The sequence below is a fragment of the uncultured Marivirga sp. genome (genome assembly GCF_963974845.1).
Classification (GTDB): Bacteria; Bacteroidota; Bacteroidia; order Cytophagales; family Cyclobacteriaceae; genus Marivirga; species Marivirga harenae.
On sequence record NZ_CAXBEQ010000001.1, the window covers coordinates 961,437 to 988,404 of the forward strand.

Below are 26,968 nucleotides of genomic sequence, written 5' to 3' on the forward strand. Positions count from 1 at the left end.
GTATATATTGAAAAAAGTGGATTTATGAAAAAAGAGAATTTGTATTAACTTAAGGAATTTCTATTTTTGTTATGATAAAAAACATTTTTATGAAAAACATACTCTTGGGGCTACTTGTAATTGTTACTGTTCTAGCCTCCTGTGACTCGAAGAAAAAACCTTCAGCAGAAGAAATATCCGGTGTTCTGGATTCTGTTAAAATAGAGGAACCCTCTATTTCCGAAGATGTTATTTCTGATATTATTCAGCAGATTCCTTCTCCTTTAGAAATATCTACTTTATTGAAGGAGTCGGAAACTAAATACGACAAAGAATATCTTAATGACCCTGAAAAAATATCTGATTATAATAGTAATTATAAAAAGGCATTGGCTTTAGGTGTTTATGGTACTGATTTAGGATATACTAATATCTATGAGCAAAACCAAGATGCTTTATTCTATTTGAATTCCATTAAATCTTTGGCGGATGATTTAAGTATTGGGCAGTTTTTTGACATAGGTACTATAAAAAGATTAGCTACCAACAGTAAAAATCTGGATTCACTTTTGTTAATAACTACCAAAAATTTCAACAACATTAATAATTATTTGCAAGAACAAAAGCGTTCTAACTTAAGCATACTGTTATTATCAGGTGGTTGGTTGGAAGCTTTATATATTGTGGCTAGGGTTTCAGAAAAAAATCCCGATAATGAGCAACTTAAAGAGACTATCGCTGAGCAAAAGGTTATCATGGATAATGTTGTCTTATTGATGTCTTTTTATAAAGAGAACGATCCTAATATTAGACAGTTGTCCGATAGATTTGAGAAGCTTCAAGAAGAATTTAATAAGATTGAAATAAAGACTGTTTATCGTGAACCGACATATGAAGTTGTAGATGGCATGCTTGTTGTTAAAGACAACAGTACAAGTGAAATCATCATGAAAGATGAGAATATTGAAGCAATAAGAAATCAGGTTTACGAAATTAGAGAGAACATTATTAACTAAGAAATTATATGAAAAAGCTAATCTTTGCATTAGGAATAATATTTATATCAGCCTCTGTACAGCAAACGTACGCTCAGTGTAATACTGAGAAGCATATAGAAGCTTGTATTCCTAAATTACAATCAGGCTTTACTTTTTTGAAAAGCTACAACATAGATGGACAAGGCGGTGCTAAGGACAAAGTAGAATATTCTTATGTATTTACAAAAGGGGCAACATACCAGGTAATGATTTGCAACGATGGTGCTGCGACTGATGGTATAGTATTAACCTTGTATGATTCAAATAGGAAAAAAGTAGCTTCAACGATGTATGAGGGATCAACTTTGTCTAGTATTGCATTTCCGTGTCAAGTCACAGGGATTTATTATATAACCTTTACATTTGAAGGCAGTTCAAATTACTGCGGAGGAAGTGTTTTAGGATTTAAGAGATAGTAATTTATTTTTGATAGTTTTAATATATTTAGAAGCAGGCCTAGCCTGCTTTTTTTATTCTCTGAATTTTTCTTCATGCGAAATACCGTTCATTTTCAGCACAAAGCAGTCTTTTACCAAAGTGAACCTATTAGTTCTTCTACAAATGAGATTTGGTTTGTTTTACATGGTTATGGACAGCTCCCACAGTACTTCATCAGGAAATTTAAGGAAATCTCAACTAAAGAGAGGATTATTGTTGCCCCTGGTGGACTATCACGTTTTTACTTGGACGGGTTTTCAGGAAGAGTTGGAAGTACTTGGATGACTAAAGAGGAAAGATTGCTCGATATAGAGAACTATATAAATTATCTTAATTCAGTTGCAGAGGAAGTTCTGAGCTGTGATAAGGATGTGAAAATTACTTTGTTTGGTTTTTCACAAGGCTCTGCTACTGTTTGTAGATGGGCGGAAAAGCTCAATTTTGCTTTCAGTCGATTAATTTTACATTCAGGTGCTTTCCCGCCTGATATTGATTTTTCGGGACTTGGAAATCAACTAAAAGACAAGCAGGTTTTTATGCTAAGAGGAGATCAAGATGAGTTTATTAATGAAGAAAGGAAAGCTGAACAACAGGCATTAATCGAAAAATTAGATGTGCAAGTGAAGCAGATTGAATTTCAGGGTAAACATGATATTCATGTGGATTCATTAAAAAAAATTATTGAGCAGTAGCATTTTGGGCCTTGCCAAATGTATTGGCTTGCTTGTATTTTTTGAACCAACTCTTGACCTTCATCTGAATTACTCCAAAAATTGCCTCCTTAAATATCTTTTTTGACATTTTTGAAACGCCTTTACTTCGATCTGTAAAGATGATGGGCACTTCTTCAATTCCAAAACCATGTTTCCATGCTGTAAATTTCATTTCAATTTGGAATGCGTAACCAATAAATTTTATTTTATCGAGCTCAATAGTTTCTAAAACTGATCTATGGTAGCAAATAAAACCAGCAGTGGCATCATACACTGGTAAGCCCGTGATGAAGCGAACATATTTACTGGCCAAATAGGACATCAACACCCTACCCATAGGCCAGTTTACAACATTTACACCCGTTTTGTATCTTGAGCCGATGGAAAGCTGAACATCTTCTCTACTGCAAGATTTTAGTAATTCAAGTAAATCCAACGGATTATGAGAAAAATCTGCATCCATTTCAAAGATATACTCATATTTGTGTTTTAGAGCATACTTGAAACCTTCAATATACGCTGTGCCCAATCCTAGTTTCCCTAATCTTTCAATGATGTGGAGCTGATCTGAATATTCACTCTGTAATTTTTTAACAATGTCGTAAGTGCCATCAGGAGAATTGTCATCAATTATCAAAATGTCAAATCTTGTTGATAATAGAAATATAGCACGAATTATGTCTTCTATATTTTCGCGTTCATTATAAGTTGGTATGATGACTAAATTATTCTTCATAAATCTTAATCAACTTCAAAACTATAAAATCTTTTCAGATATTGCGGACCAATTAAACAAAAGAATTCAATGAGTAGAAATAAATGTGTGTTTTTAGATAGAGATGGTGTTTTAAATAAAGAAAGAGGAGATTACACTTTTCAGATTGACGAGTTCGAGATTATTGATGGTGTTAAGGAAGCATTAAATCTGCTGAAGCATTTGGGTTATTTGTTAATTGTAATTACTAATCAAGCAGGTATTGCCAAAGGGCGCTATGAAAAGGAAGATGTGATGATTTGCCACAACTATTTACAGGCGGAAACAGGAGGCTTAATAGATGATATTTTTTTCTCTCCTCATCACCCTATTACAACTGAATCTTTGTTAAGAAAGCCTGACAGTCTGATGATAGAGAAAGCTGTAGCCAAATGGAGTATTGATCCAAGCCTATCTTATATGATAGGAGATTCTCTAAGAGACCTAGAAGCTTCTGAAAAGGCAGGAGTGAAGGGTATATTAGTAGGCGGGAAGGAGAAAGCGAACTTCACTGCACCAAAAGCTCAAAACTTGTTGGATGCAGTGAAAAAATATATTCTAAGCAGGAGCAATGTTAGTTAATCTAAAAATCGCCCAGGTAAAACAAGACCGATTAAGCAATACTAGATGCCTGTATAATTAAATGGTGTAATATCTTTTAATTCATTTTTAATCGCATCAGTCACATCCAGCTGCTCAATAAATTCTGAAATGGTACTTTGTGTAATTTTCTCATTTTTACGAGTTAAAGCTTTTAGTGCTTCATAAGGAGCAGGATAAGCCTCTCTTCTCAGAATGGTTTGTATGGCCTCCGCAACAACAGCCCAATTTTCTGTTAAGTCCTGTTCAATGGCTGATGGATTTAGTTCTAACTTACCTAGCCCTTTTTTCAATGATTCAAAAGCGATGATTGAATGGGCAAGCGGCACTCCGATATTTCTTAAAACTGTAGAGTCTGTTAAATCCCTTTGTAATCTTGAAATAGGAAGTTTGGCTGATAGGTGTTCAAAAACTGCATTGGCTATACCTAGATTTCCTTCGGCATTTTCAAAATCAATAGGGTTGACTTTGTGTGGCATGGCAGAAGAACCCACCTCATTTTTGGCAATTTTTTGCTTAAAATAATTCATGCTAATGTATTGCCAAACATCTTTACTTAAATCTATTAAGATGGTATTTAATCGTTTGAATGTATCAAAGTGAGCGGCTAAATGGTCATAATGCTCAATTTGAGTAGTAGGTTCTGAACGCTTAAGCTCAAGATATTTCTCACAGAAGTTATTCCCAAATTTTCTCCAATCAATATCGGGATAGGCAACATGATGAGCATTAAAATTTCCTGTGGCTCCACCAAATTTTGCAGCAAAAGGAATGTTTTTCTCCAACTTCAATTGCTCCTGCAAGCGAATTTCAAATACAGCAATTTCCTTTCCTAACCTAGTTGGAGAAGCTGGCTGTCCATGGGTTTTTGCAAGCATTGGAACATCTTTCCATTCATTGGCATACTTCCCTAAAATACCTTTTATTTCTGTTAAAAAGGGTAAATACACTTTTTCCGTGGCGTGCTTTAATAAAAGTGGAGTGGCCGTATTGTTAATGTCTTGAGAGGTTAGTCCAAAATGGATAAACTCTTTTTGGGCACCGATCCCCAGCTCATCAAATTTTTGCTTTAGAAAATATTCTACCGCCTTCACATCATGATTAGTGGTTTTCTCTATTTCCTTAATCACTAACGCATCTTTTTCATTAAAATCAGATGCCAAAGCACGCATTTTTGGGAACAAGGTATGATCAAAGGCTTTAAGTTGTGGTAATGGAAGCTCGCAAAGGGCAATGAAATATTCTACTTCTACATGGACTCTGTATTTAATTAATGCCCACTCAGAAAAGTAGGGAGCAAGACTTTGCGTTTTTGTTCTATACCGACCATCAACTGGAGAAATGGCACTTAAAGTAGTTAAATCCATGAGCATAAAAATTTAAAGGTGCAAAGATAGGTATTTTATGATTATTGAAGCAGTTAATATGAAATAGAATACTTAACTGTTACGATTTACAGTATTGATAATTGATCTCAGATTAATGGATTTCAGCTGATATCTTCCAAACGGTGAGTTATTGTTGAATACTCATTTTTCTGAACCATTTCCACTCTGCGTAAAAAGTGCCAAAAGGAATTAAAGAAGCGGCTAGTGAAAGCAGTGTTAACTTCATTGTCCAATTTCTTTTATAAGCTGCATATACTACCAGAACGCAATAAGCAATGAAAAGTACACCATGTGCCATTCCTACAAAATAGTTGGGTTGTGGCATATTCAGCATATATTTTAGCGGCATTGTTACGCCAAGCAATATGTAGGAGATACCTTCTAAAATAGCTATAACTCTTAAGTTTTTAATCATTTTAATAAATACTTTTAAATGAAATACAAAGAAAGGGTTGCCTAATATGTAAACCAATACTTTTCATATATAAAATGCAAAATTGATTAGGTGAGGGAGTTAAAATTTGACATTTTTGTGCCACGATTTATAAAAATTACTTATATGGAATTTAAAGGAAAGGTTATAAATATTTTACCCGAGGAAAAAGGTCAGGGTAAAAATGGAGAATGGAGAAAGCAATCTTATATTTTTGAAACGCAGGAGCAATATCCAAAGAAAATTTGTGCCGAGGTTTGGGGAGATAAAATTGATGGTTTTAATATCAAGGAAGGGGAAGAGCTAACTGCTAAAATAAATATTGACAGTAGAGAGTATAACGGGAAATGGTATACTAATGTGAAAGTTTGGGCTGTTGATAGGGCTTCAGATGGAAATGTAGGAGGTGTTCCAAATGCTCAAAGTGATAATTTCCCACCTGCCACTGGAGGGATGACTTCACAACAAGATGCGCCACCTCCAAGTGAAGATGATGAATTGCCATTTTAAAGCTATTCTAATTCAAGTACCCTTTCCTAAATGTTTCATTTTGGAAAGGGTATAAATAATTTAAACAAGAATTTGTAGGCAAAAATATATCAATAACCCTTCCCAGTATCTACCAATAATTTACTTTGCTCTCCTGACTTTATAGCATTGTAGGCAATTCTAAAACTTTGCTTTATATCTTCTAACAATGTAATTCCCGAAATATGTGGGGTAACAATAGATTTTGGATGTGCCCATAGTGGAGAGTCACTGGGTAAAGGTTCTTGTTTAAATACATCTAAAATTGCCTGTCTTAGATTTTTTTGATTTAAGGCTTCGATCAAATCTTCCTCATTCACTGAGTTTCCTCTGCCAATATTGATAAAAAGTGCATCTTCAAGTCCAGAGAAGAAGGTTTTATTAAATAAATTTGTCGTTTTTTCTGTTGCTGGTAGCGTGTTAATTATGATCGAACCAGCTTCAAGATTTTCAACTTCCATTTTATCAAATGAAATACAGACATCGAAAAACTCTTTGTTTTTGCCATTCGTATTCACTCCCACGATGTTTTTAACCATAGGCTGGAGAACCTGTGCTATATCTGTACTGATATTCCCAGTGCCAAATATAACCACACTTTGCTTTGATAAGGATTTGGGCACAACCTGCTCCCAAGCCTTAGTGGCTTGATTAATTTTGTATAAGTCGGTTTTGTTCAGATCTTTAAGAATGTAGGTTAGGCAGTATTCAGCCATCCTTTGCCCCATTTTACCTTTCGTTTTGGTTACAGTGCAATTTTCTGGAAGATCCAATTTCATAAAGGCATCTACTCCGGCTCCAAAAGAATGTATCCATTCTAAATGACTTATATCTAGCTTACTCAAAAAGTTGAAGCCAGCAACGTAATGTGAATTTGGAAGTAGTTCTTCAACTTCACTTTTGCTGCTTGCTAATAAGCAATTTAAATCAGGGAATTCATTTGCTATAAAGGCTTGAAAACCTTCTGATAAATGACCGTAGGTTAGAATATTTTTTGTTGGCATATTGTAAATTTAACCTTTTGCAACTAAATTTCTGAAGTTAGAAGGAGGAACTAACTCAAACTTCAAATGTTCACCACTTATTGGATGCTTCAGTTCAATTAAGTTTGCATGTAACGCCACTCTTCCCAAAGGATTTTTCTTGGCTGTATATTTTTTGTCTCCCGTTACTGGGAACCCATAGTGAGCCATCTGTACTCTAATCTGGTTTTTAAAGCCTGTTTCAAGCTTAAATTCCAGCATAGAATAAGCGTTGCTTTGCTTTAGTAATTTAAAATGCGTGATGGCTTCCGTAGCGCTATCTGGAGTATTTACGATGTATACTTGATTGTGTTTATTACTTCTTAAATAGTGTTTTAAGGTTTTTTCAGAGTCTTTGATTTTACCTTCCACTATTGCAACATATTTCCTATCAATGACATAATCCTCCCAGTGGTTTTGAAGTTGTTCCTGAACCTTTTGACTTTTGGCAAACAGAAGAATTCCAGAAGCTTCTCTCTCAAGCCGATGAATAATGTAGACTTTATTTCTGGGGTCAATTGCCTCCATATGCTCTTTCAGGATCTGTACAGCATTTTTGTTTTTTTCTTTTAAAGAGGCAACTGAAAGGAGTCCTGCCTCTTTTTCAATTACAATCAAATCCTGATCTTCATAAATGATGTTCAGTTTTTGCAGCTTTACTTTTTTGGAAGGCTTTGCCCAATTGATTTGTATTTCATCCCCTTTTTTAAGCGGATGATTAAACTGTGTGATCACGTCACCATTAATTCTGATTTGACCTCCTCCCATTACGGATTTCAATAAGGGCTTTTTTCTATGAGGATAGGTGGCAATCAAATGCTTCAATAATTCTGTTTCTTCTTGAATTATATAGCTGTTTAGCTCCTGGTTGGCAGGTACTGATTTTTTATTCATTGCGTAAAATTCCGCATAAGAATTGAAGTTTACAAGTTAGTATCTTGATTATCAACAAAAAACCCTTTTAAATTATTTCAAGAGGGGTTTAAAATTTTAAATGAAAGCTTTCCGGTCTAAGTGCTCCCTTCCAATGTTTAGGTGTTTTTACCTAAACAACTTCTAAATTGGCTAATATTTTCTGGTGGATTTTTGCAAGTACAAACACCGCCAAAGTGGTGTTCATTTCTATTCGCAGAAATAAAACCTGTCAGCTTTGTAGAAATTTAAGACAACAATTTCACCAATACTATCAAGTACAAACCTGAAGGGTTTTGAAGGTATCCCTAGTATGATAAAATAAGATTAATTAATTCCGGTAAATAGCCGTTCCCACCTGATCTTGCTAAAGAATGATTCGTTAGGATCCATACTCATCCAGATGAATAAGGCTTTACCCACCACATGGTCTTTAGGGACAAATCCCCAGAAGCGGCTGTCCCATGAATTATGACGATTGTCTCCCATCATGAAAAAGTAGTCTTGAGAAAAAGTATACTCTTTTACTTCTTTTCCATCAATATAAAGCTTGTCATTTTTTATCTGAACGTCTTCCAAGTGCTCATAATAACGCAGAACATCACCGTACATTAGCAAGTTTTCATGGTTAATCTCAATCTTTTGACCTTCCTTTGGAACAGTGATGGGTCCGTAAAAGTCTTTATTCCAATTAGTCTCTGGAGTTTTTGGGAAAGTAGCATCGTCAACATCACTACTATCGGTGCTTAAAATTTGACCATTTTTATAAGTAGGGGAGAAGATAATGTCATCCACAAAAGTAAGGGATTTCATCTTTTCTATTTCTTTTGGTTCAGCATGAACTCTGTAGCCATAACCTGGTTCATACATTTTATCCCAAATATTATATTCTTCAAATACTCTATCTCGAATGCTTTGTTTTGTTTTAATGAAATAGCTGAACTGCACATCTTCGGGAAGATCCGTTTTTGTATCATTGACGTATAACTCAGCATTTATTACTTGAATTTTATCTCCTGCAATACCTACACATCTTTTGATATAGTATTCCCTTAAATCAAGTGGGTACTGTAATTCTTCAGGGTAATTAAAAACTACCGCATCATTTCTTTTGACTTCGCTAAATCCCGGGAGCCTTACTTGTGGCAATTGAATCCAATCGAGGTAAGCCGGAACATCCTCAGTCCCATAAAATCTTCGATGGGTCAGAGGTAATTGTAAAGGGGTTTTAGGCGTTCTGGGGCCATAATGTAATTTGCTTACAAAAAGGTAGTCACCTACCAATAAAGTTCCTTCCATAGATGGAGTAGGGATTACAAATGCCTCTAAGGTAGCCCATCTAATTAGCGTGGCTGCAATTACAGCAAATACTAACGCATCTATCCACTCTCTAAGTTTAGATTTTGGCTTGGCTGGTTTTTTCTTTTTATTGAAAAATGGAATTTTCATTTTTATAGTTTTAAGAAGTCATCAATATTAACTATCCCTTTTTGTGAAGGCAACCATTCTGCTACAAAAACTGCGCCCTGTACAAAGCCATCTCGGCTATAAGCTTCATGCTCAATGCTAATTTGATCTACTTCTGATTTATACGTTATTTTATGGGTACCAGGAATCTCACCAATTCTTTCTGAGGAAATCGGGATCTCACCAGCTTTCATTGGAGTATCATTTTTCCAACTGCTATACTGTTCATGTTCACCAATAATTCCTTCTGCCAAAGTAATAGCAGTGCCACTAGGGGCATCTTTCTTATGTGTATGATGAACCTCAAGCATCGAGGGCTTGTATTGATTTTGAGGGTTCATCAACTTGGCTAAAAACTTATTGAGTTTAAAGAATAAATTAACGCCAATAGAGAAATTAGAAGCATAGAGGAATGTCCCGTTATTTTCTTTGCATATTTTTTCGATTTCCGGCATTTTATTTAACCAGCCAGTGGTACCGGAAAGAATAGGTAATTTATTCTCCAAACAAAATTTGATATTGTCAAAGGCTGAATCAGGATGGGTGAACTCTATAGCGACATCAGCTTGTTCTGCAAGTGTTGGCATCAAGGTGTCGTTCACATCTACTGTAGCTACTAAGCTGTGTCCTCTTTGGATGGCAAACTCCTCAATGGCTTGCCCCATTTTACCATGTCCGATTAATAGAATCTTCATTATTTTAATCTAAAATTTAAAGATAAACCCGCTTGCATATCATTGTATTGACTTCGTTGAAAACTTGGTTTAATATTTAAGCTGAGGTCTTCATTGATGTTAAATTCTCGCAAATGAGCATCTACGGTGGCGTCAACAATATTCAAAACATAAAATATCCCTGCCAAAATAATCCAATAATCTCGATCTCTCTTATATCGGTCGTATCTCCTTTGAATATTTTCGGCTGATAAAAGATTGGTATAATCTTGAACCTCAGCATCATTATCGGGGTTGAGATCTTCTATTATAAAGCTAACGTTCCTAAATAGGAGGTAATTCTGATGGTTAGATTTGATTTGAGATGCGGCTAATACTCCCAAGGCGTAAACAATAGGTATTTTCCAGTACTTTTCGTTGTAAAACTGTCCCATTCCTGGTACAACTGCTGAATATAATGCAGCAAGTCTCGGGGAATGTACCGTGTCTTGTGTTTGAAATGTTTCGATATCGTCACTCCCATCTCCTAATCTTAAGAAAGTGGAATCTGTAGGCTGTATTTCTTGCCCCATCGAAACTATTGGAAGCAGTATTATAAAAGTAAAGAAAACTAAAGTGCGCATATTACAATTCAACTGAAAGAATATCCAATATCCTATTTAAATCGTCTTTTGATAGAAATGGAATCTTGATCTCCCCCTTATTATTTTTGTCGATTTTCATACCAACTTTTGTGCCAAAGTGAGAAGAGAGCTTAGTTTGCACTTGCTTGGCTTCATATGGCATTTCCACTTTTGAAGTTTTATCCTTTTCCTTTCCTTCACCACTTGTTAACTCCCGTACTAAGGCTTCTACTTTTCGTACGGATAAATCATCCTTCAATATTTTCTTGAAAACATCTAATTGTTTGTCTACATCTTCAATATTGATGATAGCACGAGCATGTCCCATGCTAATTCTTTTATCGCGAATAGCCAATTGAATATCTGGTGGAAGCTTTAATAGCCTTAAATAATTATTGACAGTGGTTCTATTTTTTCCAACCCTATCACCCAATTGCTCTTGTTTTAGATCGCATTCTGTCAATAATCTCTGATAGCTTAATGCGATTTCAATAGAATTAAGATTTTCACGCTGAATATTCTCAATCAATGCCATTTCTAGCATTTGCTGATCGTCAGCAGTTCTTATATAGGCTGGGATAGACTTTAGTCCTGCCAATTTAGAGGCCTGTGTTCTTCTTTCCCCAGATATAAGTTGATAGCTATCTTTGCTTAACTTTCTAACCGTTATCGGCTGAATAATACCTTGTACCTTTATTGATTCTGACAATTCTTCTAGAGCTTGTTTATCAAAATCAGTACGAGGCTGAAATGGGTTCACTTCAATTGCATCTAAAGGAATTTCATTAATAGAAGCTCCTGTAGAAATATCAGTGAAATCCTTGTTTTCTTTACTAGAGGATTTCTGATCTGTATTTGAATCTTCTAAAAGAGCGCCTAAGCCTCTTCCTAATGCTTTTCTGGTTTTCTTCGCCATCCGCTATTTTCCTAATCCGTTATTGTTAATAATTTCTTTTGCTAAATTTAAATAACTAATTGCTCCTTTACTTTCTGCATCGTGAGCAATTGCAGGTAATCCAAAACTTGGTGATTCACTCAATTTGATATTTCGAGGAATCAAGGTTTCAAATACCATTTTACTAAAATGTTGTTTTACTTCATCTACTACTTGATTGGAAAGATTAAGACGAACATCATACATAGTCAATAAGATACCCTCAATTTCCAAATCTTTATTCAAACGAGTTTGAATAATCTTAATTGTATTAAGCAATTTACCTAATCCTTCCAGTGCAAAATATTCACATTGAACCGGAATGATGACTGAGTCAGCTGCAGTAAGTGCGTTAATTGTAATTAAACCTAAGGAAGGAGAGCAGTCTATGATTATGAAATCATATTTCTTACGCACCTTTTTCAAGGCATCTCGCATTCGCTCTTCCCTGTTTTTGATATTTACCATTTCCACCTCCGCACCAACGAGGTTGATGTGAGATGGTAAAATATGTAAGTAATCAAGATCAGTTTCTACTATAATATCCTGGGCATCAACTTCATCCACCATGCATTCGTAAATGCTGCTCTCTATTTCTTTGGGGTTATAACCTATTCCAGAAGTGGAATTGGCCTGTGGGTCGGCATCTACAATAAGTGTCTTATACTCTAAAGCAGCTAAACTGGCTGCAAGATTAATTGCCGATGTGGTTTTACCAACTCCCCCTTTTTGATTAGCTATAGCGATTACTTTACCCATATTTTTTATAAATTTTAGCTTTAAAAGTTATTCGGCAAGCTGATCTTTTTTTGTTTTGGTTTGTTCAAAAAATGTAAAATTGAGCAATTGTAAATATCAGCTACCAAATTTTTTAGCGAACCACAAAGATAAAATTTTATATGAGAAATAGAATGGATTTTTAATTTGCTTTAGGCAGATTTATATAAAATCTACATCAACATTCAGAGGATATTTCATTAAATATTGCACCGCTTCTTCCATAGTTAGGCCTTCAAATAATACTCTATGCAAAATTTCAGTGATTGGAGCCCTCACCTTAAAACTTTCAGCAATTTTTTTAGCTATCATTATAGTGTTTACTCCTTCGGCAACTTCTCGCATATCGGCTAGGATGGCTTCTAATTTCTCACCTTCTGCCAATCTTCTCCCAACGGTAAAGTTTCTACTTAGGGTGGAATGGGAGGTAGCCATTAAATCTCCGATTCCCGCTAATCCTATAAATGTCCTTACATTTCCTCCTAGTGCTTTACCCAAATAAATCATTTCTACCATGCCTCTACTAATCAAGAGAGAACGTGCATTTTCTCCCAAGCCTAGTCCTGACAATGCACCTGAAGCGATAGCTATTATATTCTTCAATACTCCACAAAGCTCAATTCCAATTAGATCAGGATTACCATACACTTGAAATCTGTCACTACGCAATAATTGTTGTCCTATTTGAATGACCTCGTTGAAGGGGCTTGCCACCACCGTTGCGGCAGGAAGTCCTTGAGCTATTTCTTTTGCTAAATTCGGTCCTGCTAGACAACCAATCCTCACCACTACGCTTTCATCCATGATGACCTCGCTCATGGTTTTGATATGGCGTCTTTCTAACACTTCCATATCCTCCAATTTTTTTCCTTCGGGTAAGTTAAGATTTAATCCCTTAGTGCCATGTATAAGGATATGATAAGGATATAAAAAAGGAGAAAGGTCCTTTATCATGTCCCTAAAATTTGCCGAGGGAACTACCGGAAAAATGACATCACATGAGGATGCTAGTTGCTCTAAATCATCTATGGCAGTAATGTTGTTATGAATTGGATATTCATTCCATTCTCTGTTTTTGTTTATGCTTTCACGGGCTTCTTTATTTCGGGCATAAAGCAACACCTGAGAGTTTTCAGCTAATAGATTGGCAACGGAAAGTCCAAAACTCCCTGCTCCGATTACTCCAATTGGTTTTTCAAATGTGTTTTTCGAGGCCATATCCATCTAATCTGTTTCTGTAAAAGTATAGAAGATTCATATCCATAGTTGTAATGTCACCTTCTTTGGTTTTAATTAAAGGTCGCTTTGAATGATACATACCCAAATTCAACAAGCCGTGTTCAATGATATTGTCGATTTTATCATTCATATGCTCCGCTTGCGACATTCTACCCTCACTAATTCTTTCCTCAATTTTATTTTTAATTCTCTGACAAACGGTCCTAAATTCACTAAAAGTAATCACCAAATCTTCTTCAGGAAGTCTTAGCAAAGCAAAAAGGTCTAGTTTTTTATTTCTTTTTCTAATCATTTCAAAAGCAGTAAAGGCAATCAAGTGACTTGAAAAAACACGTGCAATTTTACTGTACTGCTCAACTATTTTTTTTGAAAGCATTCTAGTGTATTCTGCTTCTCTTTGCTTATTTACTGTTATTTTATCTTGGAAAGTGAAGTAATCTTTAGGATGGATTTCCCTGCCAGTTGTATCAAAACTTCTTCCATCATCATCTACTTTATTTCCCAAAATATCCATAGGTTCTCCGATGGAAACACTAATGTCAGATCCTTTTGTAAAGAATTTGAAAAGGAATGTGATGATTTTATAGGAAGAGGAAAACTCGTCATTTTCTACATAGTAACGTTCTTGACCCTGCTTTTCCAGATATTGACGAATCAAACTGGGTGCTTCCAACACAAAGTGATAGTTCAAACTTGCTGGTACAATAAATATCTTTTCAGCATTCTCTCCAAATTCTTCGTAATTTGATCTTTGAGCTTCTATTGCAGTTCCTAGGAGACCGAGCTTCAGTTCTTTTTCTACTCTGCCATCTCTTGAGCGCGTTCCACCAGGAAAGAACAAGCTCTGGCAACCTTTCTTAAGGGCTAATGCTGAATAGGATTTTAGTGTTTCAAGATAGATCAAATTTCTTTTTCGCCTGTCTACTTTGTAGGCACCTAAGCTGTTCATGAAATATGAAATAATGCTGATGTTAAATAAATTAAGTCCGGCTCCGTAAATTACTGGTGGTAATCCTAAAGTGTAGATCACCCAGCCAATTAAAATGGAGTCAAGATTACTGGAATGTGTAGGAACAATTACAACAGTTCCTTTTTTAGCCAGTGTGCGTAACTTTTCAGCTTCACCATTAATCTGGATTTTATCGTTCATGGTAAGCTCATTGCTCCAAAAACCACCTAGTTTTTTTACTCTTGCAGCGTTTAAAAGCCTATTAAATCCAAATGTGGCAATTCCTCTGGCAAAACGATAGTGACTAGTGTTGAAATTTCCTGCAATCTCATCTGCGTATCGCTCAATGATATCGTAAAGGATTTTATTGGCTTTCTCCTCGTCTTTAGCTTTTTGTTGAGAAATCTCTAGAAGTTCATTTTTGACTTTCCCCCAAAATTGATGTTCATCATCTGGATCTACTTTCCATGGGTTTTGTCTTATTCTAGCTTTTTCTTTGTAAAGAGTCGTTTCCAGCTCTTCAATGAGTGCAGTCTTAGTTCTAGTATTATTTTTAATGCGTCCGTAAGCTTCTTCGGCTACTTCTTTGAGAAATTCCTTCCTGTTACGACTTAATTGCACTACAGGCCACTCACGTGGCCCGGGTAAAATAGGGTCATATTTTCTTTTGCTTCTGTAGCGTTTTAGCTTCATATCAGTTTAGGACAATGCTTGCTTTAAATCATAAATTAAGTCTTCTATATCTTCTATTCCTACACTAAGGCGGATCAAAGAATCTGACAGACCGATTTTATCACGCTCAGCTTTAGGGATGCTGGCGTGGGTCATAGTTGCAGGGTGTCCGCTTAAAGACTCAACTCCGCCTAAAGACTCAGCTAAAGTAAACAATTTAAATCTTTTTAGAATTTCCGTTGCTGCTTCTTTTGTATTTTCTTTTAATGAGAATGAAATCATTCCTCCGAAGTCATGCATTTGACTGCTGGCAATTTCGTGATTAGGATGCGTTTGAAATCCGGGCCAAAATACTTTATTTACTTTTGGATGGGATTTTAAGAAATTGGCCACTGCTGCTCCGTTTTCGCAGTGTCGCTGCATTCTTAGGTGCAAGGTTTTAATTCCTCTCAATACTAAGAAACAATCTTGTGGACCAGGGACGGCTCCGCTGGCATTTTGAATAAATTTTAGTCTGTGAGCTAATTGCTCATCATTTGTAGCCAATGCCCCCATTATGACATCCGAATGACCACCAATATATTTAGTAACTGAATGCATGACTAAATCTGCACCTAATTCCAAGGGATTTTGTAAGTAGGGTGTAGAAAATGTATTGTCTACTGCTAACAAGACCTTATGTTTTTTTGCTATTTCAGAAACTGCCTTAACATCAATGATATTCATCATTGGATTAGTGGGCGTTTCTACCCAAATTAATTTTGTTTTATCTGTAATATGTTGTGCAATCGTAGCTGCATCTTGCATGCCAATAAAATTGAAATGGATGCCAAAATCCTTAAAAATATTAGTGAATATTCTATAGGTACCCCCGTATAGGTCATTAGTACTTACAACTTCATCGCCAGGCTTTAATGTTTTGATTATTGCATCAATGGCCGCAAGTCCCGAAGCAAAACAAAATCCAAATTCAGCATTTTCTAAAGCAGCAATGCTTTTCTCTAACGCTTCTCTTGTGGGGTTTTGTGACCGACTGTATTCATATCCTTTATGTTGGCCTGGAGCGGATTGAACATAGGTAGATGTTTGGTAGATTGGCGTCATGATGGCTCCTGTAGCAGAATCTGGTTCTACTCCTGCATGAATTGCTTTAGTACCAAATCTGTACTTACTAGACTTGCTCATTAGTTACTTTTTTAATTTTGAAATTAAAAATAAACCTTATTTTCTGGTTGATGTCGAAAAGTAATTTTTCAATTTTTCAGAAATCTGATTCTTCTCTTGATATTCTGGAGATAACGAGGGCTGCCCAGGGAAGTTTTCCATGTGTAAAGTTTGTGTTGGGAATGCAAAATTAATTCCTAGCTCCTTTGCTAATTTCATTATACTCAAAAGGACTTCTTCCTTATGTTGCAATTCTTCTCCCCATGTTGGCACATCAAAGAAGATATAAAACATGATATCCAAGGAATATGCCGACATGTTATTGAAACGGATGTGATACATGTCTTTCCAAGTTTTGGGATGTTCTTCAACAATTTTCTTTAATCCATCTGTAAATGCCTCTATTAAATGAGCAGGGGTATCATAAGTAATAGTAATTGTAGTAAAAAATCTTCTATAATTCCTTAAACCATGATTGTCCACAGCCATATCAGCTAGTTTACCATTGGGTACAGTAATCAAGGAGTTTCTAAAAGTCCTGACCCTAGTTGAGCGGAAACCAACTTCTTCAACTGTTCCGTCAATATCCCCAGCAGTTACCCAGTCACCGATTTGGAAAGGTTTGTCAAATAGAATCATTAGCGATCCAAAGAAGTTTTTGATGGTGTCCTGAGCGGCCAAAGCAAAGGCTAAACCACCTATCGATATACCGGCCAACAATGCTGTTATATCAAATCTTAGATTACTTAAGATGTAAAGGAATCCAATTATCACCACAAAAATCTTGAGTATCCTTTTAAGTATGGGGACAATTTGGTCGTCCATCGTAGTTTCAGTCTGAGCGGCTTTTTTCATTAAGTATTCGCCCAAGATATCAACTAATTTATAAGCCATCATTGTACCAAATAATGGTAAAAGTGCCCTCAATAATAAAATAAAGTAATGATTAAAAGTGATTGGTAGTTGTAGGACAGGGACTAGAATTATGAGAATCCCGACAATAACAAGCAAGCTGAAGGGTTTTGCGACTGGCATAATATACTCGTGCGCAATATTCCCATATCCTTTATTACTGAGGAGTTGGTATATTAACCAATCGAAAAACCAGCTCAGTAATTTATGTATAACGACACAAATGATAATGAGTAAAAGGATACTGATGTACTGCCAAGCATGTAAACCCATTATTTTCTGAGTTCCCATTTTGGGTAAAATATTCATCAGTTTGTCCGTACCAAAAGGATAAACTCTTTTATGTAATTCTGGAGTTTTCTCTATAGTCTTTTTACTGAAATACCATTTCTCATTACTTCTCTCCAAGTAAATCTCGGGAAACTCTACTTCAGATATGTAATATCTCCTCTTGTCGGTAGAATCGGCATAATTAGGATTGTCTGGGATATCGTCAACGTCAATCAATACTCCTGCACCATCCAAAACTTGTTTTAATTGAGTAACGATTAGTTTTTCATCTTTTCCTTTTAAATATTCTGGATTTAAGGTTTTTGAAGCAATTTCAGGGTGAAATTCATCTTCCTGCAGATTTTTAAGAAACGTATTGATTGTTGCTTTTGGCGAAGATAAGCTATTAGGCCCTAGTGCTTTCTCCTTATTGTCCTGCCCGCTTGTAAGTTGTGATAAAAATATGAATATGATTAAAAAGTACTTCATCCCTATATATTGAATTTTAGAATACTGAAAGTGTTTTTATGGCATTTATAGACATGCACTTCGTTATCCTTATTGTAATAGATCATGGCAATTTCATCTGCGCTCTCAATAGGTTGCTGATTTATGAGCTGACCTTCACGGGTGTAAAGATAAGTGAATGCTTGTTTTTTGTCCGTAATAGCAATAATTTCCTTATTGGGAGCCAATTCATAATATTGGATTTCCATTTCATCCTTACTGAGGTAGTCTTTTTCAAACATCATTTCACCTGATGGTTTCAAAACACTCACTCGGCTTAAATCTTGTCTTGCCAGAAGATAACTTCGTTCAGAAGCATTTTTAACAATTTTAAAAATGGTCTCTTTGTTTGGCATATACAGTTGTTCTTTTTTATCAATTTTCCCTGTAAAGCTAATTTTTACCAAAGCACCTCCGTCTGTAATGGTAACCAAATAACTACTTTCAAAGCTATTTCCAATTTCAAAGTATAAGTTATTTGATAGTCTATCGTTAATGTTGATTGGGAAATTAGGTTTCATCTCTCCATTTCTGCTCATTACTTTCACGAGACCGTTTTCCTGAAGAACTACCATGAAATCCTTGCTTCTAATCCTAATGTGTTCCGGTCTAGCAGCAATTTTATCATTCATTTTCAATGGCTTCCAGTCGCCCAAAGTATCACCATATTTGCTAGTGAGGAATATATCTCCGTTTTCTTTTGCAATTAGTAATCGATAAGTTCTGCTTTTGTCGTAGTCAATAACATTGAAATACTGATTTTCACTGGTATTATCGCCAATCACTTTAGGAAAATATTCTAAAGCAATCCCGTTTCTATCCAGCAGGTATACTTTTTCAGTTGTAGCGAATGCATATTGCAACTTATTGTTTTGATAGTAATCCATCTGGAAAACTTCCCCGATAATCGGTGCCTCCAATGGCTCAGACCATAGGATATCTCCGTTATTTGAAATGAGGTGTAGATTGTAGGCGGAGTCCTGTACGAGCGTTTCAAATAAACCTGTATTATGATTTTTCACTACGTGAGGCTTACTAATGATAGGAGAGGCTATATCAACTTGCATTAGCTTATCAAAATACTTCATTTCATTATTAACCCTATTATCAGAATGAAGCACTTCAATATTACTATAATAACGTTCATTTTCATTGCTGAATTGAAAAGCAAGCATATCAAAATTCTTTACCGGATATTCATTTTCCATAAAGTTTTTACGCCATCTTTCGTTAAGATTATCGAGAAGTAATGACCATGCTTGTGGGATATTTATGAAAATATTTAGGTTTGATTCTTGTAATGTGGATTCAATGAACTGATTTTCCTTAATAGACTTACCCCATGTGTTTTCCGTTTCAATATCTAGTATAAGTTCCTTTAAGGATTGAATATCATTACTGATAATCATATTGTCATCAATTGTAGTAAAAAAAGAGTGGGTAAAGCCTTTAAAATTTTTCCCCAACAATTGATACGGGAATTCCTTAATTAGCAATTCCCTAATTTCGTTTTCAGCATAGTACTCATAATACAAAGTATCTTGTTGTAATTTGGCGGCTTCTTCTGATAATTTATTGAATTTATTTAAGCCCTCGTTTTTATCAGTCATTTTAATGAAAATAAGCTTTTTGCTCTCTTCTAAGTCCTGATTGCTATTTAGAATGACTTGAGCATTTTCTCCGGCCATAAACTGGTGAAATTCCCTAAAATCAGTTTCATATTGTTCTGCTATTAGATTTCTTTCTCGAGGATAATCCCGATCAATACCACCCCAGAACTTAACTTTTTTATCTTGAAAGGTTTGAGCATCATTAAATCTTTCATGAATGACAATCGCAGTTTTTGAAGGAAAGTAGTTTTCCAAAGTAACGTCACCCCCTGTTTGACCGCGGTAGGTATTCAAGTAGCTGATAGAATCTTGAGGAAATGTAAATCCATTTAAATACAGATCGTCACCGTCAACAAACAAATCGAGAAAGGCACCTTCCGAAAATTGTGATAGAACATTGAAGAGAATAGATTGATCAGACTTTGTAAATATTTTTACGATTTTATCAAGTCTTTCAAAATTGATATATAGATTACCTAAATCATCTTGAAAATTTGCAATTTTAAAGACTTCAACTATACTTTCTTGAAAATTTTCTTCATCCCTCTCAAGATTTCTGATAACATCTTCTACTAAAACGGGTGAGAAACTACCAACAAAATTTCCACGAAGTAATACATAGCTGAATGTTTTACCATCTCCTGTGCTCTTTAGTTCGTAAATAGTATTTTTGTTAAAAACTCTTTCAGATTTTTTGAATTCTTCAAATTTGGATTCTATTTTTTTAATTATTTCAATTTGCTCTGTATTTTTCAAGCTTTGGTAGAACACAAAGTCAAAATCATTGTTAGAAATGATTGACATCCCTATCAACAAGTGGTTGTTTCTAAACACTTCATCCAGAATTCCGCTTTTCCCAGATAAGCTGTCTAAAGCTTCAAAATTTTCCTTTAAAGATTTGAAGTATTCAATGTTTTGTAAGTCTTTCCATATTGGGTTTTCTTGGATACTATTCCAGGCACTAACTAAATTGTTGTTTTCATACACTAAAAAAGTGTTTTCAGGGACTAGAGACCATGCATCCAGACTTTTTTGTTTATCCCAATAGTAATATATTCCATATCCACTTGCTAAAATCAAGATGAATAGAAATATTATGATAAAAATTCTTCTCAAAGGTTTTTTGATTTTTATTGCTGCTATGCAAATATAGGATTATTAATAACTATGAAGGTGTTTTCGCAAGAAATATCTTAGGGTAATAGAAGGGTTGCAATTAGACTAGCACTACTTCTATTCCTTTAGACTCTAAAGTGCTAATAAACTGCTTGGAAGCACTTTTGTTAGTGATTATTTGGTCAACATCTTCTAAATCGCAAATTTTACCAAATCCTTTCTTTCCAAATTTACTAGCATCAGCCAAAACTATCGTTTTTTGAACGGATTTAATCATTTTAGCATTCAAATGAGCCTCCATCATGTTCGAAGTGGTAAATCCATGTTCTAAGCTAATGCCATCCACGCTTAAGTACAATTTACTGCAAGCGAAGCTCTGCATCATTTCTTCCGCATAATGCCCCACTACTGACGAGCTACCTTTTCGGACAACACCCCCTAATTGTACAATTTCTACATCCTTGCAGTCTAGTAAAGCCATGGTTACATTCATTGCAGAGGTAAGTACTGTTAGTTGTGCATTTTTTGGGATAGCGTGGGCAAATGCTCCAACTGTAGTACCAGAACCAATGATTATAGCTTCATTCATTCTCAAGCTTTCCACCGCCATTTTTGCGATGCTTTGTTTTTCTTCAACATTTACCAACTGCTTTTCATCAACAGGCTTTTCGTTCACATAAGGCGAAACTAAAGTTGCACTTCCATGCGAGCGGTAAAGCAGTCCTTTGTCTTCTAAGAGTCTTAAATCTTTTCGGATCGTTACTTTGGTGACCTCTAAATCCTTGCTTAGTTCACTAACACTTACAAAGCCTTCTTTTTGAAGTTGGTCTAATATGAATTTGTGTCTTTCTGCAATTGTCATAGGGTTCAAAAATAAATATTTTAGTAATTAAAAGAAATAAAAGGTAATAAAAAGAAAGTTTTTTAAGTAAAAAGTTAGATTTTAACTTTTGTAATGTTTCTTTTTATTCTATATTTGGGTAAAACGAAACAATATGAATAGAAAAGAAAACATAAAGCAAATTTCTGAAGCTGAAAAAGTTTGGGATATAGCAGTGATTGGAGGTGGTTCTTCTGGGCTGGGAGTTGCTTTAGATGCTGTTTCTAGAGGTTTGAGTGTTGCATTGTTTGAAAAATCTGATTTTGCTAAAGGCACCAGTAGTAGAAGTACTAAATTAGTGCACGGTGGGGTTCGGTATTTAGCACAGGGTGATGTTTTTCTTGTATTGGAAGCATTAAGAGAACGAGGTTTATTGTTAAAAAACGCTCCACATTTGGCGCATAATCAATCGTTTGTAATACCCATTTACTCTTTCTTTGATAGGTTAAAATATACGATCGGTCTCAAAATGTACGATTGGATGGCGGGGAAATTAAGTCTAGGTAAATCAACTTTTATTTCTAAAACAAAAACTATTGAGCGCTTGCCAACCATAAAGCAAGAGGGGTTGAAAGGCGGTGTAATTTATCATGATGGGCAGTTTGACGATGCCCGTTTGGCTTTAAACGTGGCTCAAACTTGCGATGAAAAAGGTGCAGCGGTTTTAAATTATTTTAAAGTAAACCAGTTGATAAAAGATGAGGGCGGTAAAATCTCCGGACTTTCTGTTAAAGATCAATTTTCGAAAAAGAATTATGACATAAAAGCAAAAATGGTGGTAAATGCAACCGGTGTTTTTGCAGATAAGATTTTGCAATTGGATAATCCTGATGCCAAGAAAATGATTCGGCCAAGTCAAGGTATTCATCTAGTGCTAGACCAATCTTTCTTATCAGGAAAAGATGCTTTGATGATCCCAGAAACCAGCGATGGAAGGGTTTTATTTGCAGTACCCTGGCATGATAAATTAGTGGTGGGAACAACTGACACAATGAGGAAGAAGCCAAAACTGGAACCAGCCGCCTTAGAAAAGGAGATAGATTTCGTCTTGAAGACGGCACAGGAGTACTTGACTAAGAAACCGCAGAGGAGTGATGTTCTTTCTGTTTATGCCGGCTTAAGGCCTTTGGCTGCACCTACTGATGAAAGTGAAAAAACCAAGGAAATCTCTCGCAGCCACAAAGTATTGGTATCCAACAGCGGTTTAATTACGCTTACTGGTGGGAAATGGACTACTTTCCGAAAGATGGGGGAGGATACTGTAGAATATTTTACAAAGTTGACGGGTGAAAGACTTCAAAAAAGTGGTTCAGCGGAGATTAAGATTCATGCGTTTTCTACGAACAAATCTAGTGATTACTTGGGTGTGTATGGTTCAGATAGAGAGGCAATTAAGTCTCTACAGGATGCGAATTCAGAATGGAATCAGCTTTTGCATCCAAAATATCCTTTTACTCAAGCTGAAGTCATTTTTGCATGTAGAAATGAAATGGCCATGAAGGTAGAAGACGTATTAGCCAGGAGGATTAGAGTCCTTTTTCTTGATGCAAAAGCAAGCACAAATATGGCCCCCAAAGTTGCGGAGCTGATGGCTGAAGAATTGGGAAAAGATGAAGCATGGATAGAAAAGCAATTGAAAGATTTTAATAAATTGGCAATGCGATATCTAATTGAAATTTAAATTGGTTTATTTGATAATTATTTAGAATTCAATTCGAGTAAGCATAGGAAGTTTTTCAAACCAGTGATTAGTGAGTCTCTCTGCGAGAACTTTATTTGAAAGTAGAAAATAGATGTATTACTATTCAGTAGCATAAGAAACAATACGACCACTTCCGAGGAACTCGGAAAAGCGGGAGGGAGGAAAGTTTAGCGGGCTAGCGAGGGCAGAGAGGGTTGAAGCATTAAACTTTCTTGATTTTTTGTATCTTTTGTATCAAGACAAAAGATTGGAATGAAAATTATTGATTCAATGATTTAAAAAAAATAGTAAAAATATCTGCTCGATAAGAATATTCAAGTAGATATTTCATTACCGTAAACTCAAATAAAACTATGGAAAAACCTCAGTATATATTATCCCTGGATCAGGGAACCACCAGTTCAAGAGCAATTCTGTTTAATGAGAAAGCAGAAATTGTTGCAGTTGCTCAAAAGGAGTTCGAGCAATTTTTTCCTCAGTCTGGCTGGGTAGAACATGACGCAAATGAAATTTGGACTTCTCAGGCTTCGGTAGCAACTGAAGCAATCACTAAAGCTAACATTACACCCACGCAAATTGCAGGAATAGGCATCACCAATCAGAGAGAGACTACTATAGTATGGGATCGGAATACTGGTAAACCTATTCACAAAGCCATAGTCTGGCAAGATAGAAGAACTGCTGCTTATTGTAATGAGCTTAAAAAGAAAACAGGTTTATCAGAAAAAGTCAATGATAAAACAGGATTAATAATTGACGCTTATTTTTCAGCTACTAAAATAAAATGGATTTTAGATAATGTTGAAGGAGCAAAAGAAAAAGCTGAAAAGGGTGATTTATGTTTCGGTACAGTGGATAGTTGGTTGGTCTATAAATTAACAAGCGGAAAACATCATTATACTGATATTACTAATGCTAGTCGCACCATGATTTTTAATATTCATGAAAAAAAGTGGGACAAAGAATTACTGGATTTGTTTGAAATTCCTGAATCTATGTTGCCTGAGGTGAAGGCTAGTAGCGAAGTTTATTGTACAACTGCTGGGGATCTGTTCTCACATAAAATCCCTATCGCAGGAATAGCTGGTGACCAACAAGCAGCTTTGTTTGGACAACTTTGCTCGGAAAAAGGAATGGCTAAAACCACCTATGGAACGGGTTGCTTTTTAGTGATGAATACAGGAGACGAACCCGTGAAATCGAAGAATAAATTATTGACTACCGTGGCTTGGCAAATAGGAGATAAGGTTCAATATGCTTTAGAAGGCAGTGTTTTTATAGGAGGAGCAGCTATCCAATGGTTAAGAGATGGACTAGAGCTTTTCCGCAAAGCAAGTGAGTCGGAAGCTTTGGCCACTTCTTTAAAGAATAATGAAGGCGTTTATTTTGTACCCGCTTTAACAGGATTAGGAGCACCTTATTGGAATCAAGATGCTAGAGGTACATTTTTTGGAATTACCCGAGGAACTACGAAAGCTCATATGGCAAGAGCAGCATTGGAAGCCATTGCCTATCAAGTAAATGATGTTTTGGCAGCCATGGAAAAAGATGCTGGACATAAAACCCAAGAAATGCGAGTGGATGGTGGTGCTTCCGAAAATAATTTCTTGATGCAGTTTCAATCTGATTTGGTCGATTGTACTATTACTCGACCTAAAATTACTGAGACTACTGCAGTGGGTGCCGCATTTTTAGCAGGGCTAGCAGTGGGCTATTGGAAAGATATGGAGGCCTTGCAATCCCTTTGGGAAGCCGAGCAATCCTATAATCCTGAAATGGATAAAGAAGAAGTTAAAAAATTATTGCATTTTTGGCATAAGGCGGTGGACCGAAGTCAGGATTGGTTAGAATCATAAAAGCAGATGAACTATTTTGTAGCAGAATTTTTAGGCACTTTTTTATTAATATTGATGGGTTCTGGGGTAGTAGCCAATGTGGTTTTGCCCAAAACTAAAGCCGCAGGTTCGGGCTGGATGGTGATTACTACAGCTTGGGCATTTGGAGTTTTTATAGCGGTGGTAGTCGCAGGTCCTCATAGTGGAGCTCATATTAATCCAGCGGTTAGCTTGGCCCTAGCAATAACAGGTGATTTCGCTTGGAATCTTTTGTGGATTTATATCCCAGCACAGATTTTAGGCGCAGCTTTTGGGGCTTTTTGTGCCTGGTTGATTTATCAAAGGCATTTTGAATCCACGGATGATCAGGGTTTGTTATTTGCGCCTTTTGCCACTGCTCCTGCCATTCGAGATGTCAGGACTAATTTTATTTCAGAATTCATCGGAACATTTGTACTTATCATAGTGATATTGTTTTCCACTCCTCCGCAGTTGATGGACGCCAATAGCACTCCAATTGGCTTGGGGGATTTAGGGGCTCTACCGGTTGCTATTTTAGTATGGGTAATAGGATTGGCTTTAGGGGGAACAACTGGCTATGCGATCAATCCGGCACGTGATTTAGGTCCAAGGATCATGCATCAAATTTTACCCATAAAAGGAAAAGGGGGGAGCGATTGGTCCTATAGTTGGATTCCCATTATTGGTCCTTTAACAGGTGCTGCCGTTGCAGCATTTATTTACATAGTATTGAATTAATTTATATTCCATAATGGATAAGAAAATTTCACATTTCAAAACTTCAGATAATTTATCATTGGAGGTTCAAAAATACATTCAATCTGATAATCCTGAGAAGATAATATTGATAGTTCATGGTCATGGAGAGCATGCAGGGAGATTTCATAAAGTAGCGGAGTATTTTAATGAAAAGGGAATAAGCGTCATAGCCTTAACTTTAAGAGGACATGGGAACTCAGAAGGCAAAAAAGGACATGCCCCTAGCATGGAGCAACTATTGACTGACATAGAGTATTTTATCCGTTTTGTAAGGGTAGATTATTTAAAGGCTGAAATATATCTATATGGACACAGCATGGGAGGGAATATAATCTTGAATTATCTAGCTAAAGATCAATCAAATGAAATCACAGCGGGTATAGCGACTTCCCCGTGGATTAAATTGGCTTTTGACCCACCAAAATGGAAAGTGAATTTAGGAAATTGCGTAGCCGATATTATTCCAAGTTTAATACAATCTTCAGGACTAAAAGCAGAAGATATTTCCAGCATTAAAGAGGAAGTCGAGAAATATGAAAATGACCCCTTAATTCACAGTAAAATTTCGGCCAAATTATTTACCTCCATCACAAAAGGAGGGGAGTACCTGATTCATAATACCCATAAATTTAAGCACAAAGTATTTTTAGCTCACGGACAGCAAGATAAGATAATCTCCCATGAGGCTACAGCTGAATTTGCAAAAAATAGTAGGATATTTACTTTCAAAAGCTATCCAAAATCGAAACATGAAATACATCATGATGTAGATTTTGAGGAATTGATGGGGGATGTTTTGGGGTGGATGGAAGATAAATCTTAATAGATTTTAAATTTTTTGGTGAATTTTAAAAAAAAAGTAAATTTATGCTTTGGAAGTTGAATACTTCTGGGACAGAGACAGAGCAAAATTAAGCATTAAATTGCTAATTTTTGCATTTTAATTCTGGCTTAATCATTCATACTTTTTCCATTGATGAAAAAGTATGCAAAAAATCTAGATAAAATGATGCTACTACCCGCTAATGCCAGCGCCTGCCCGCCATTTTACCC

The 26,968-nt window shown here is 35.8% G+C and carries 25 protein-coding genes; 9 read left to right on the forward strand and 16 right to left on the reverse strand.

Annotated features, from left to right (window positions below):
* Positions 1–89: 89 nt before the first annotated feature.
* The 3 genes from AAC601_RS04280 (at position 90) to AAC601_RS04290 (ending at position 2,146) form a co-directional block, all read left to right on the forward strand.
* Complete coding sequence (locus AAC601_RS04280; protein ID WP_303268418.1) at positions 90–995, forward strand: hypothetical protein; 906 nt, start codon at positions 90–92, stop codon at positions 993–995.
* Positions 996–1,003: 8 nt separating this feature from the next.
* A complete protein-coding gene (locus AAC601_RS04285; RefSeq protein WP_303268419.1) occupies positions 1,004–1,432 on the forward strand; it encodes a hypothetical protein in 429 nt (142 codons plus the stop codon).
* A 75-nt stretch (positions 1,433–1,507) separates the two neighbouring features.
* Positions 1,508–2,146: a hypothetical protein gene (locus AAC601_RS04290; protein ID WP_340152557.1), complete on the forward strand. Its 639-nt coding sequence runs from the start codon at positions 1,508–1,510 to the stop codon at positions 2,144–2,146.
* Here AAC601_RS04290 and AAC601_RS04295 read toward each other — a convergent pair.
* On the reverse strand, positions 2,133–2,903 hold the full coding sequence (locus AAC601_RS04295) for a polyprenol monophosphomannose synthase (RefSeq protein ID WP_340152558.1): 771 nt from the start codon (positions 2,901–2,903) through the stop codon (positions 2,133–2,135). The two genes, AAC601_RS04290 and AAC601_RS04295, sit on opposite strands and share 14 nt — an antisense overlap.
* A 69-nt stretch (positions 2,904–2,972) precedes the next feature.
* Between AAC601_RS04295 and AAC601_RS04300 the strand changes: the two genes are divergently transcribed.
* The gene (locus tag AAC601_RS04300) at positions 2,973–3,503 is read left to right on the forward strand and encodes an HAD family hydrolase (RefSeq protein WP_340152559.1); all 531 of its coding nucleotides are present in this window, start codon (positions 2,973–2,975) and stop codon (positions 3,501–3,503) included.
* A 41-nt stretch (positions 3,504–3,544) separates the two neighbouring features.
* Here the strand turns inward: AAC601_RS04300 and purB are convergent, their stop codons facing one another.
* Complete coding sequence (gene purB / locus AAC601_RS04305) at positions 3,545–4,888, reverse strand: adenylosuccinate lyase (protein ID WP_340152560.1); 1,344 nt, start codon at positions 4,886–4,888, stop codon at positions 3,545–3,547.
* Positions 4,889–5,036: 148 nt separating this feature from the next.
* Positions 5,037–5,324: a DUF3817 domain-containing protein gene (locus AAC601_RS04310; protein ID WP_303268425.1), complete on the reverse strand. Its 288-nt coding sequence runs from the start codon at positions 5,322–5,324 to the stop codon at positions 5,037–5,039.
* Positions 5,325–5,468: 144 nt separating this feature from the next.
* Between AAC601_RS04310 and AAC601_RS04315 the strand changes: the two genes are divergently transcribed.
* Positions 5,469–5,852: a DUF3127 domain-containing protein gene (locus AAC601_RS04315; RefSeq protein ID WP_340152561.1), complete on the forward strand. Its 384-nt coding sequence runs from the start codon at positions 5,469–5,471 to the stop codon at positions 5,850–5,852.
* Between the two features lie 89 nt (positions 5,853–5,941).
* Here the strand turns inward: AAC601_RS04315 and AAC601_RS04320 are convergent, their stop codons facing one another.
* From AAC601_RS04320 to AAC601_RS04380, 13 genes are all read right to left on the reverse strand, one after another.
* Complete coding sequence (locus tag AAC601_RS04320; RefSeq protein WP_340152562.1) at positions 5,942–6,874, reverse strand: D-2-hydroxyacid dehydrogenase; 933 nt, start codon at positions 6,872–6,874, stop codon at positions 5,942–5,944.
* Positions 6,875–6,883: 9 nt separating this feature from the next.
* Positions 6,884–7,786, reverse strand: coding sequence for an RluA family pseudouridine synthase (locus tag AAC601_RS04325; RefSeq protein ID WP_303268428.1), 903 nt, complete (start codon positions 7,784–7,786; stop codon positions 6,884–6,886).
* A 345-nt stretch (positions 7,787–8,131) separates the two neighbouring features.
* Complete coding sequence (lepB, locus tag AAC601_RS04330; protein ID WP_340152563.1) at positions 8,132–9,253, reverse strand: signal peptidase I; 1,122 nt, start codon at positions 9,251–9,253, stop codon at positions 8,132–8,134.
* A 2-nt stretch (positions 9,254–9,255) separates the two neighbouring features.
* Complete coding sequence (dapB, locus tag AAC601_RS04335) at positions 9,256–9,966, reverse strand: 4-hydroxy-tetrahydrodipicolinate reductase (RefSeq protein ID WP_340152564.1); 711 nt, start codon at positions 9,964–9,966, stop codon at positions 9,256–9,258.
* On the reverse strand, positions 9,966–10,568 hold the full coding sequence (locus AAC601_RS04340) for a DUF5683 domain-containing protein (RefSeq protein ID WP_340152565.1): 603 nt from the start codon (positions 10,566–10,568) through the stop codon (positions 9,966–9,968). Before AAC601_RS04340 ends, dapB begins: the two co-directional genes overlap by 1 nt.
* A 1-nt stretch (position 10,569) precedes the next feature.
* Positions 10,570–11,484 (reverse strand): ParB/RepB/Spo0J family partition protein, encoded by a 915-nt coding sequence (locus tag AAC601_RS04345; protein ID WP_303268434.1) that lies wholly within the window; start codon positions 11,482–11,484, stop codon positions 10,570–10,572.
* Between the two features lie 3 nt (positions 11,485–11,487).
* Positions 11,488–12,261 carry an AAA family ATPase gene (locus AAC601_RS04350; protein ID WP_013455864.1) on the reverse strand — a complete coding sequence of 258 codons (774 nt, stop codon included), beginning with the start codon at positions 12,259–12,261 and terminating at the stop codon, positions 11,488–11,490.
* Between the two features lie 180 nt (positions 12,262–12,441).
* Positions 12,442–13,497 carry an NAD(P)H-dependent glycerol-3-phosphate dehydrogenase gene (locus tag AAC601_RS04355; RefSeq protein WP_303272104.1) on the reverse strand — a complete coding sequence of 352 codons (1,056 nt, stop codon included), beginning with the start codon at positions 13,495–13,497 and terminating at the stop codon, positions 12,442–12,444.
* Positions 13,475–15,160, reverse strand: coding sequence for a 1-acyl-sn-glycerol-3-phosphate acyltransferase (locus tag AAC601_RS04360; RefSeq protein ID WP_303268435.1), 1,686 nt, complete (start codon positions 15,158–15,160; stop codon positions 13,475–13,477). Before AAC601_RS04360 ends, AAC601_RS04355 begins: the two co-directional genes overlap by 23 nt.
* 6 nt (positions 15,161–15,166) lie before the next feature.
* Positions 15,167–16,324 (reverse strand): cystathionine gamma-synthase, encoded by a 1,158-nt coding sequence (locus AAC601_RS04365; protein WP_340152566.1) that lies wholly within the window; start codon positions 16,322–16,324, stop codon positions 15,167–15,169.
* Between the two features lie 36 nt (positions 16,325–16,360).
* Positions 16,361–17,974 (reverse strand): mechanosensitive ion channel family protein, encoded by a 1,614-nt coding sequence (locus AAC601_RS04370; protein ID WP_303268437.1) that lies wholly within the window; start codon positions 17,972–17,974, stop codon positions 16,361–16,363.
* Between the two features lie 2 nt (positions 17,975–17,976).
* Positions 17,977–20,718, reverse strand: a complete 2,742-nt coding sequence (locus AAC601_RS04375; RefSeq protein ID WP_340152567.1) for a hypothetical protein — start codon at positions 20,716–20,718, stop codon at positions 17,977–17,979.
* Between the two features lie 100 nt (positions 20,719–20,818).
* Positions 20,819–21,580 carry a DeoR/GlpR family DNA-binding transcription regulator gene (locus AAC601_RS04380; protein ID WP_340152568.1) on the reverse strand — a complete coding sequence of 254 codons (762 nt, stop codon included), beginning with the start codon at positions 21,578–21,580 and terminating at the stop codon, positions 20,819–20,821.
* 133 nt (positions 21,581–21,713) lie between these two features.
* Here AAC601_RS04380 and AAC601_RS04385 point away from each other — a divergent pair, with 133 nt between their 5' ends.
* From AAC601_RS04385 to AAC601_RS04400, 4 genes are all read left to right on the forward strand, one after another.
* Positions 21,714–23,279, forward strand: a complete 1,566-nt coding sequence (locus AAC601_RS04385) for a glycerol-3-phosphate dehydrogenase/oxidase (protein WP_340152569.1) — start codon at positions 21,714–21,716, stop codon at positions 23,277–23,279.
* Positions 23,280–23,653: 374 nt separating this feature from the next.
* The gene (gene glpK, locus AAC601_RS04390) at positions 23,654–25,156 is read left to right on the forward strand and encodes a glycerol kinase GlpK (RefSeq protein WP_340152570.1); all 1,503 of its coding nucleotides are present in this window, start codon (positions 23,654–23,656) and stop codon (positions 25,154–25,156) included.
* 6 nt (positions 25,157–25,162) lie between these two features.
* Positions 25,163–25,894, forward strand: coding sequence for an MIP/aquaporin family protein (locus AAC601_RS04395; protein WP_340152571.1), 732 nt, complete (start codon positions 25,163–25,165; stop codon positions 25,892–25,894).
* A gap of 13 nt (positions 25,895–25,907) precedes the next feature.
* Complete coding sequence (locus AAC601_RS04400; RefSeq protein ID WP_340152572.1) at positions 25,908–26,738, forward strand: lysophospholipase; 831 nt, start codon at positions 25,908–25,910, stop codon at positions 26,736–26,738.
* Positions 26,739–26,968: the final 230 nt, after the last annotated feature.

What these genes read in the sequence shown, in the direction of transcription:
- AAC601_RS04395 (WP_340152571.1), top strand. Translation starts at nt 25,163, where the DNA reads ATGAACTATTTTGTAGCAGAATTTTTAGGCACTTTTTTATTAATATTG.
- AAC601_RS04345 (WP_303268434.1), bottom strand. Translation starts at nt 11,484, where the DNA reads ATGGCGAAGAAAACCAGAAAAGCATTAGGAAGAGGCTTAGGCGCTCTT.
- dapB (WP_340152564.1), bottom strand. Translation starts at nt 9,966, where the DNA reads ATGAAGATTCTATTAATCGGACATGGTAAAATGGGGCAAGCCATTGAG.
- AAC601_RS04325 (WP_303268428.1), bottom strand. Translation starts at nt 7,786, where the DNA reads ATGAATAAAAAATCAGTACCTGCCAACCAGGAGCTAAACAGCTATATA.
- AAC601_RS04315 (WP_340152561.1), top strand. Translation starts at nt 5,469, where the DNA reads ATGGAATTTAAAGGAAAGGTTATAAATATTTTACCCGAGGAAAAAGGT.
- AAC601_RS04365 (WP_340152566.1), bottom strand. Translation starts at nt 16,324, where the DNA reads ATGAGCAAGTCTAGTAAGTACAGATTTGGTACTAAAGCAATTCATGCA.
- AAC601_RS04320 (WP_340152562.1), bottom strand. Translation starts at nt 6,874, where the DNA reads ATGCCAACAAAAAATATTCTAACCTACGGTCATTTATCAGAAGGTTTT.
- AAC601_RS04400 (WP_340152572.1), top strand. Translation starts at nt 25,908, where the DNA reads ATGGATAAGAAAATTTCACATTTCAAAACTTCAGATAATTTATCATTG.
- AAC601_RS04310 (WP_303268425.1), bottom strand. Translation starts at nt 5,324, where the DNA reads ATGATTAAAAACTTAAGAGTTATAGCTATTTTAGAAGGTATCTCCTAC.
- AAC601_RS04380 (WP_340152568.1), bottom strand. Translation starts at nt 21,580, where the DNA reads ATGACAATTGCAGAAAGACACAAATTCATATTAGACCAACTTCAAAAA.
- AAC601_RS04295 (WP_340152558.1), bottom strand. Translation starts at nt 2,903, where the DNA reads ATGAAGAATAATTTAGTCATCATACCAACTTATAATGAACGCGAAAAT.
- AAC601_RS04385 (WP_340152569.1), top strand. Translation starts at nt 21,714, where the DNA reads ATGAATAGAAAAGAAAACATAAAGCAAATTTCTGAAGCTGAAAAAGTT.
- AAC601_RS04370 (WP_303268437.1), bottom strand. Translation starts at nt 17,974, where the DNA reads ATGAAGTACTTTTTAATCATATTCATATTTTTATCACAACTTACAAGC.
- AAC601_RS04350 (WP_013455864.1), bottom strand. Translation starts at nt 12,261, where the DNA reads ATGGGTAAAGTAATCGCTATAGCTAATCAAAAAGGGGGAGTTGGTAAA.
- lepB (WP_340152563.1), bottom strand. Translation starts at nt 9,253, where the DNA reads ATGAAAATTCCATTTTTCAATAAAAAGAAAAAACCAGCCAAGCCAAAA.
- AAC601_RS04300 (WP_340152559.1), top strand. Translation starts at nt 2,973, where the DNA reads ATGAGTAGAAATAAATGTGTGTTTTTAGATAGAGATGGTGTTTTAAAT.
- glpK (WP_340152570.1), top strand. Translation starts at nt 23,654, where the DNA reads ATGGAAAAACCTCAGTATATATTATCCCTGGATCAGGGAACCACCAGT.
- AAC601_RS04285 (WP_303268419.1), top strand. Translation starts at nt 1,004, where the DNA reads ATGAAAAAGCTAATCTTTGCATTAGGAATAATATTTATATCAGCCTCT.
- purB (WP_340152560.1), bottom strand. Translation starts at nt 4,888, where the DNA reads ATGGATTTAACTACTTTAAGTGCCATTTCTCCAGTTGATGGTCGGTAT.
- AAC601_RS04290 (WP_340152557.1), top strand. Translation starts at nt 1,508, where the DNA reads ATGCGAAATACCGTTCATTTTCAGCACAAAGCAGTCTTTTACCAAAGT.
- AAC601_RS04280 (WP_303268418.1), top strand. Translation starts at nt 90, where the DNA reads ATGAAAAACATACTCTTGGGGCTACTTGTAATTGTTACTGTTCTAGCC.
- AAC601_RS04340 (WP_340152565.1), bottom strand. Translation starts at nt 10,568, where the DNA reads ATGCGCACTTTAGTTTTCTTTACTTTTATAATACTGCTTCCAATAGTT.
- AAC601_RS04355 (WP_303272104.1), bottom strand. Translation starts at nt 13,497, where the DNA reads ATGGCCTCGAAAAACACATTTGAAAAACCAATTGGAGTAATCGGAGCA.
- AAC601_RS04360 (WP_303268435.1), bottom strand. Translation starts at nt 15,160, where the DNA reads ATGAAGCTAAAACGCTACAGAAGCAAAAGAAAATATGACCCTATTTTA.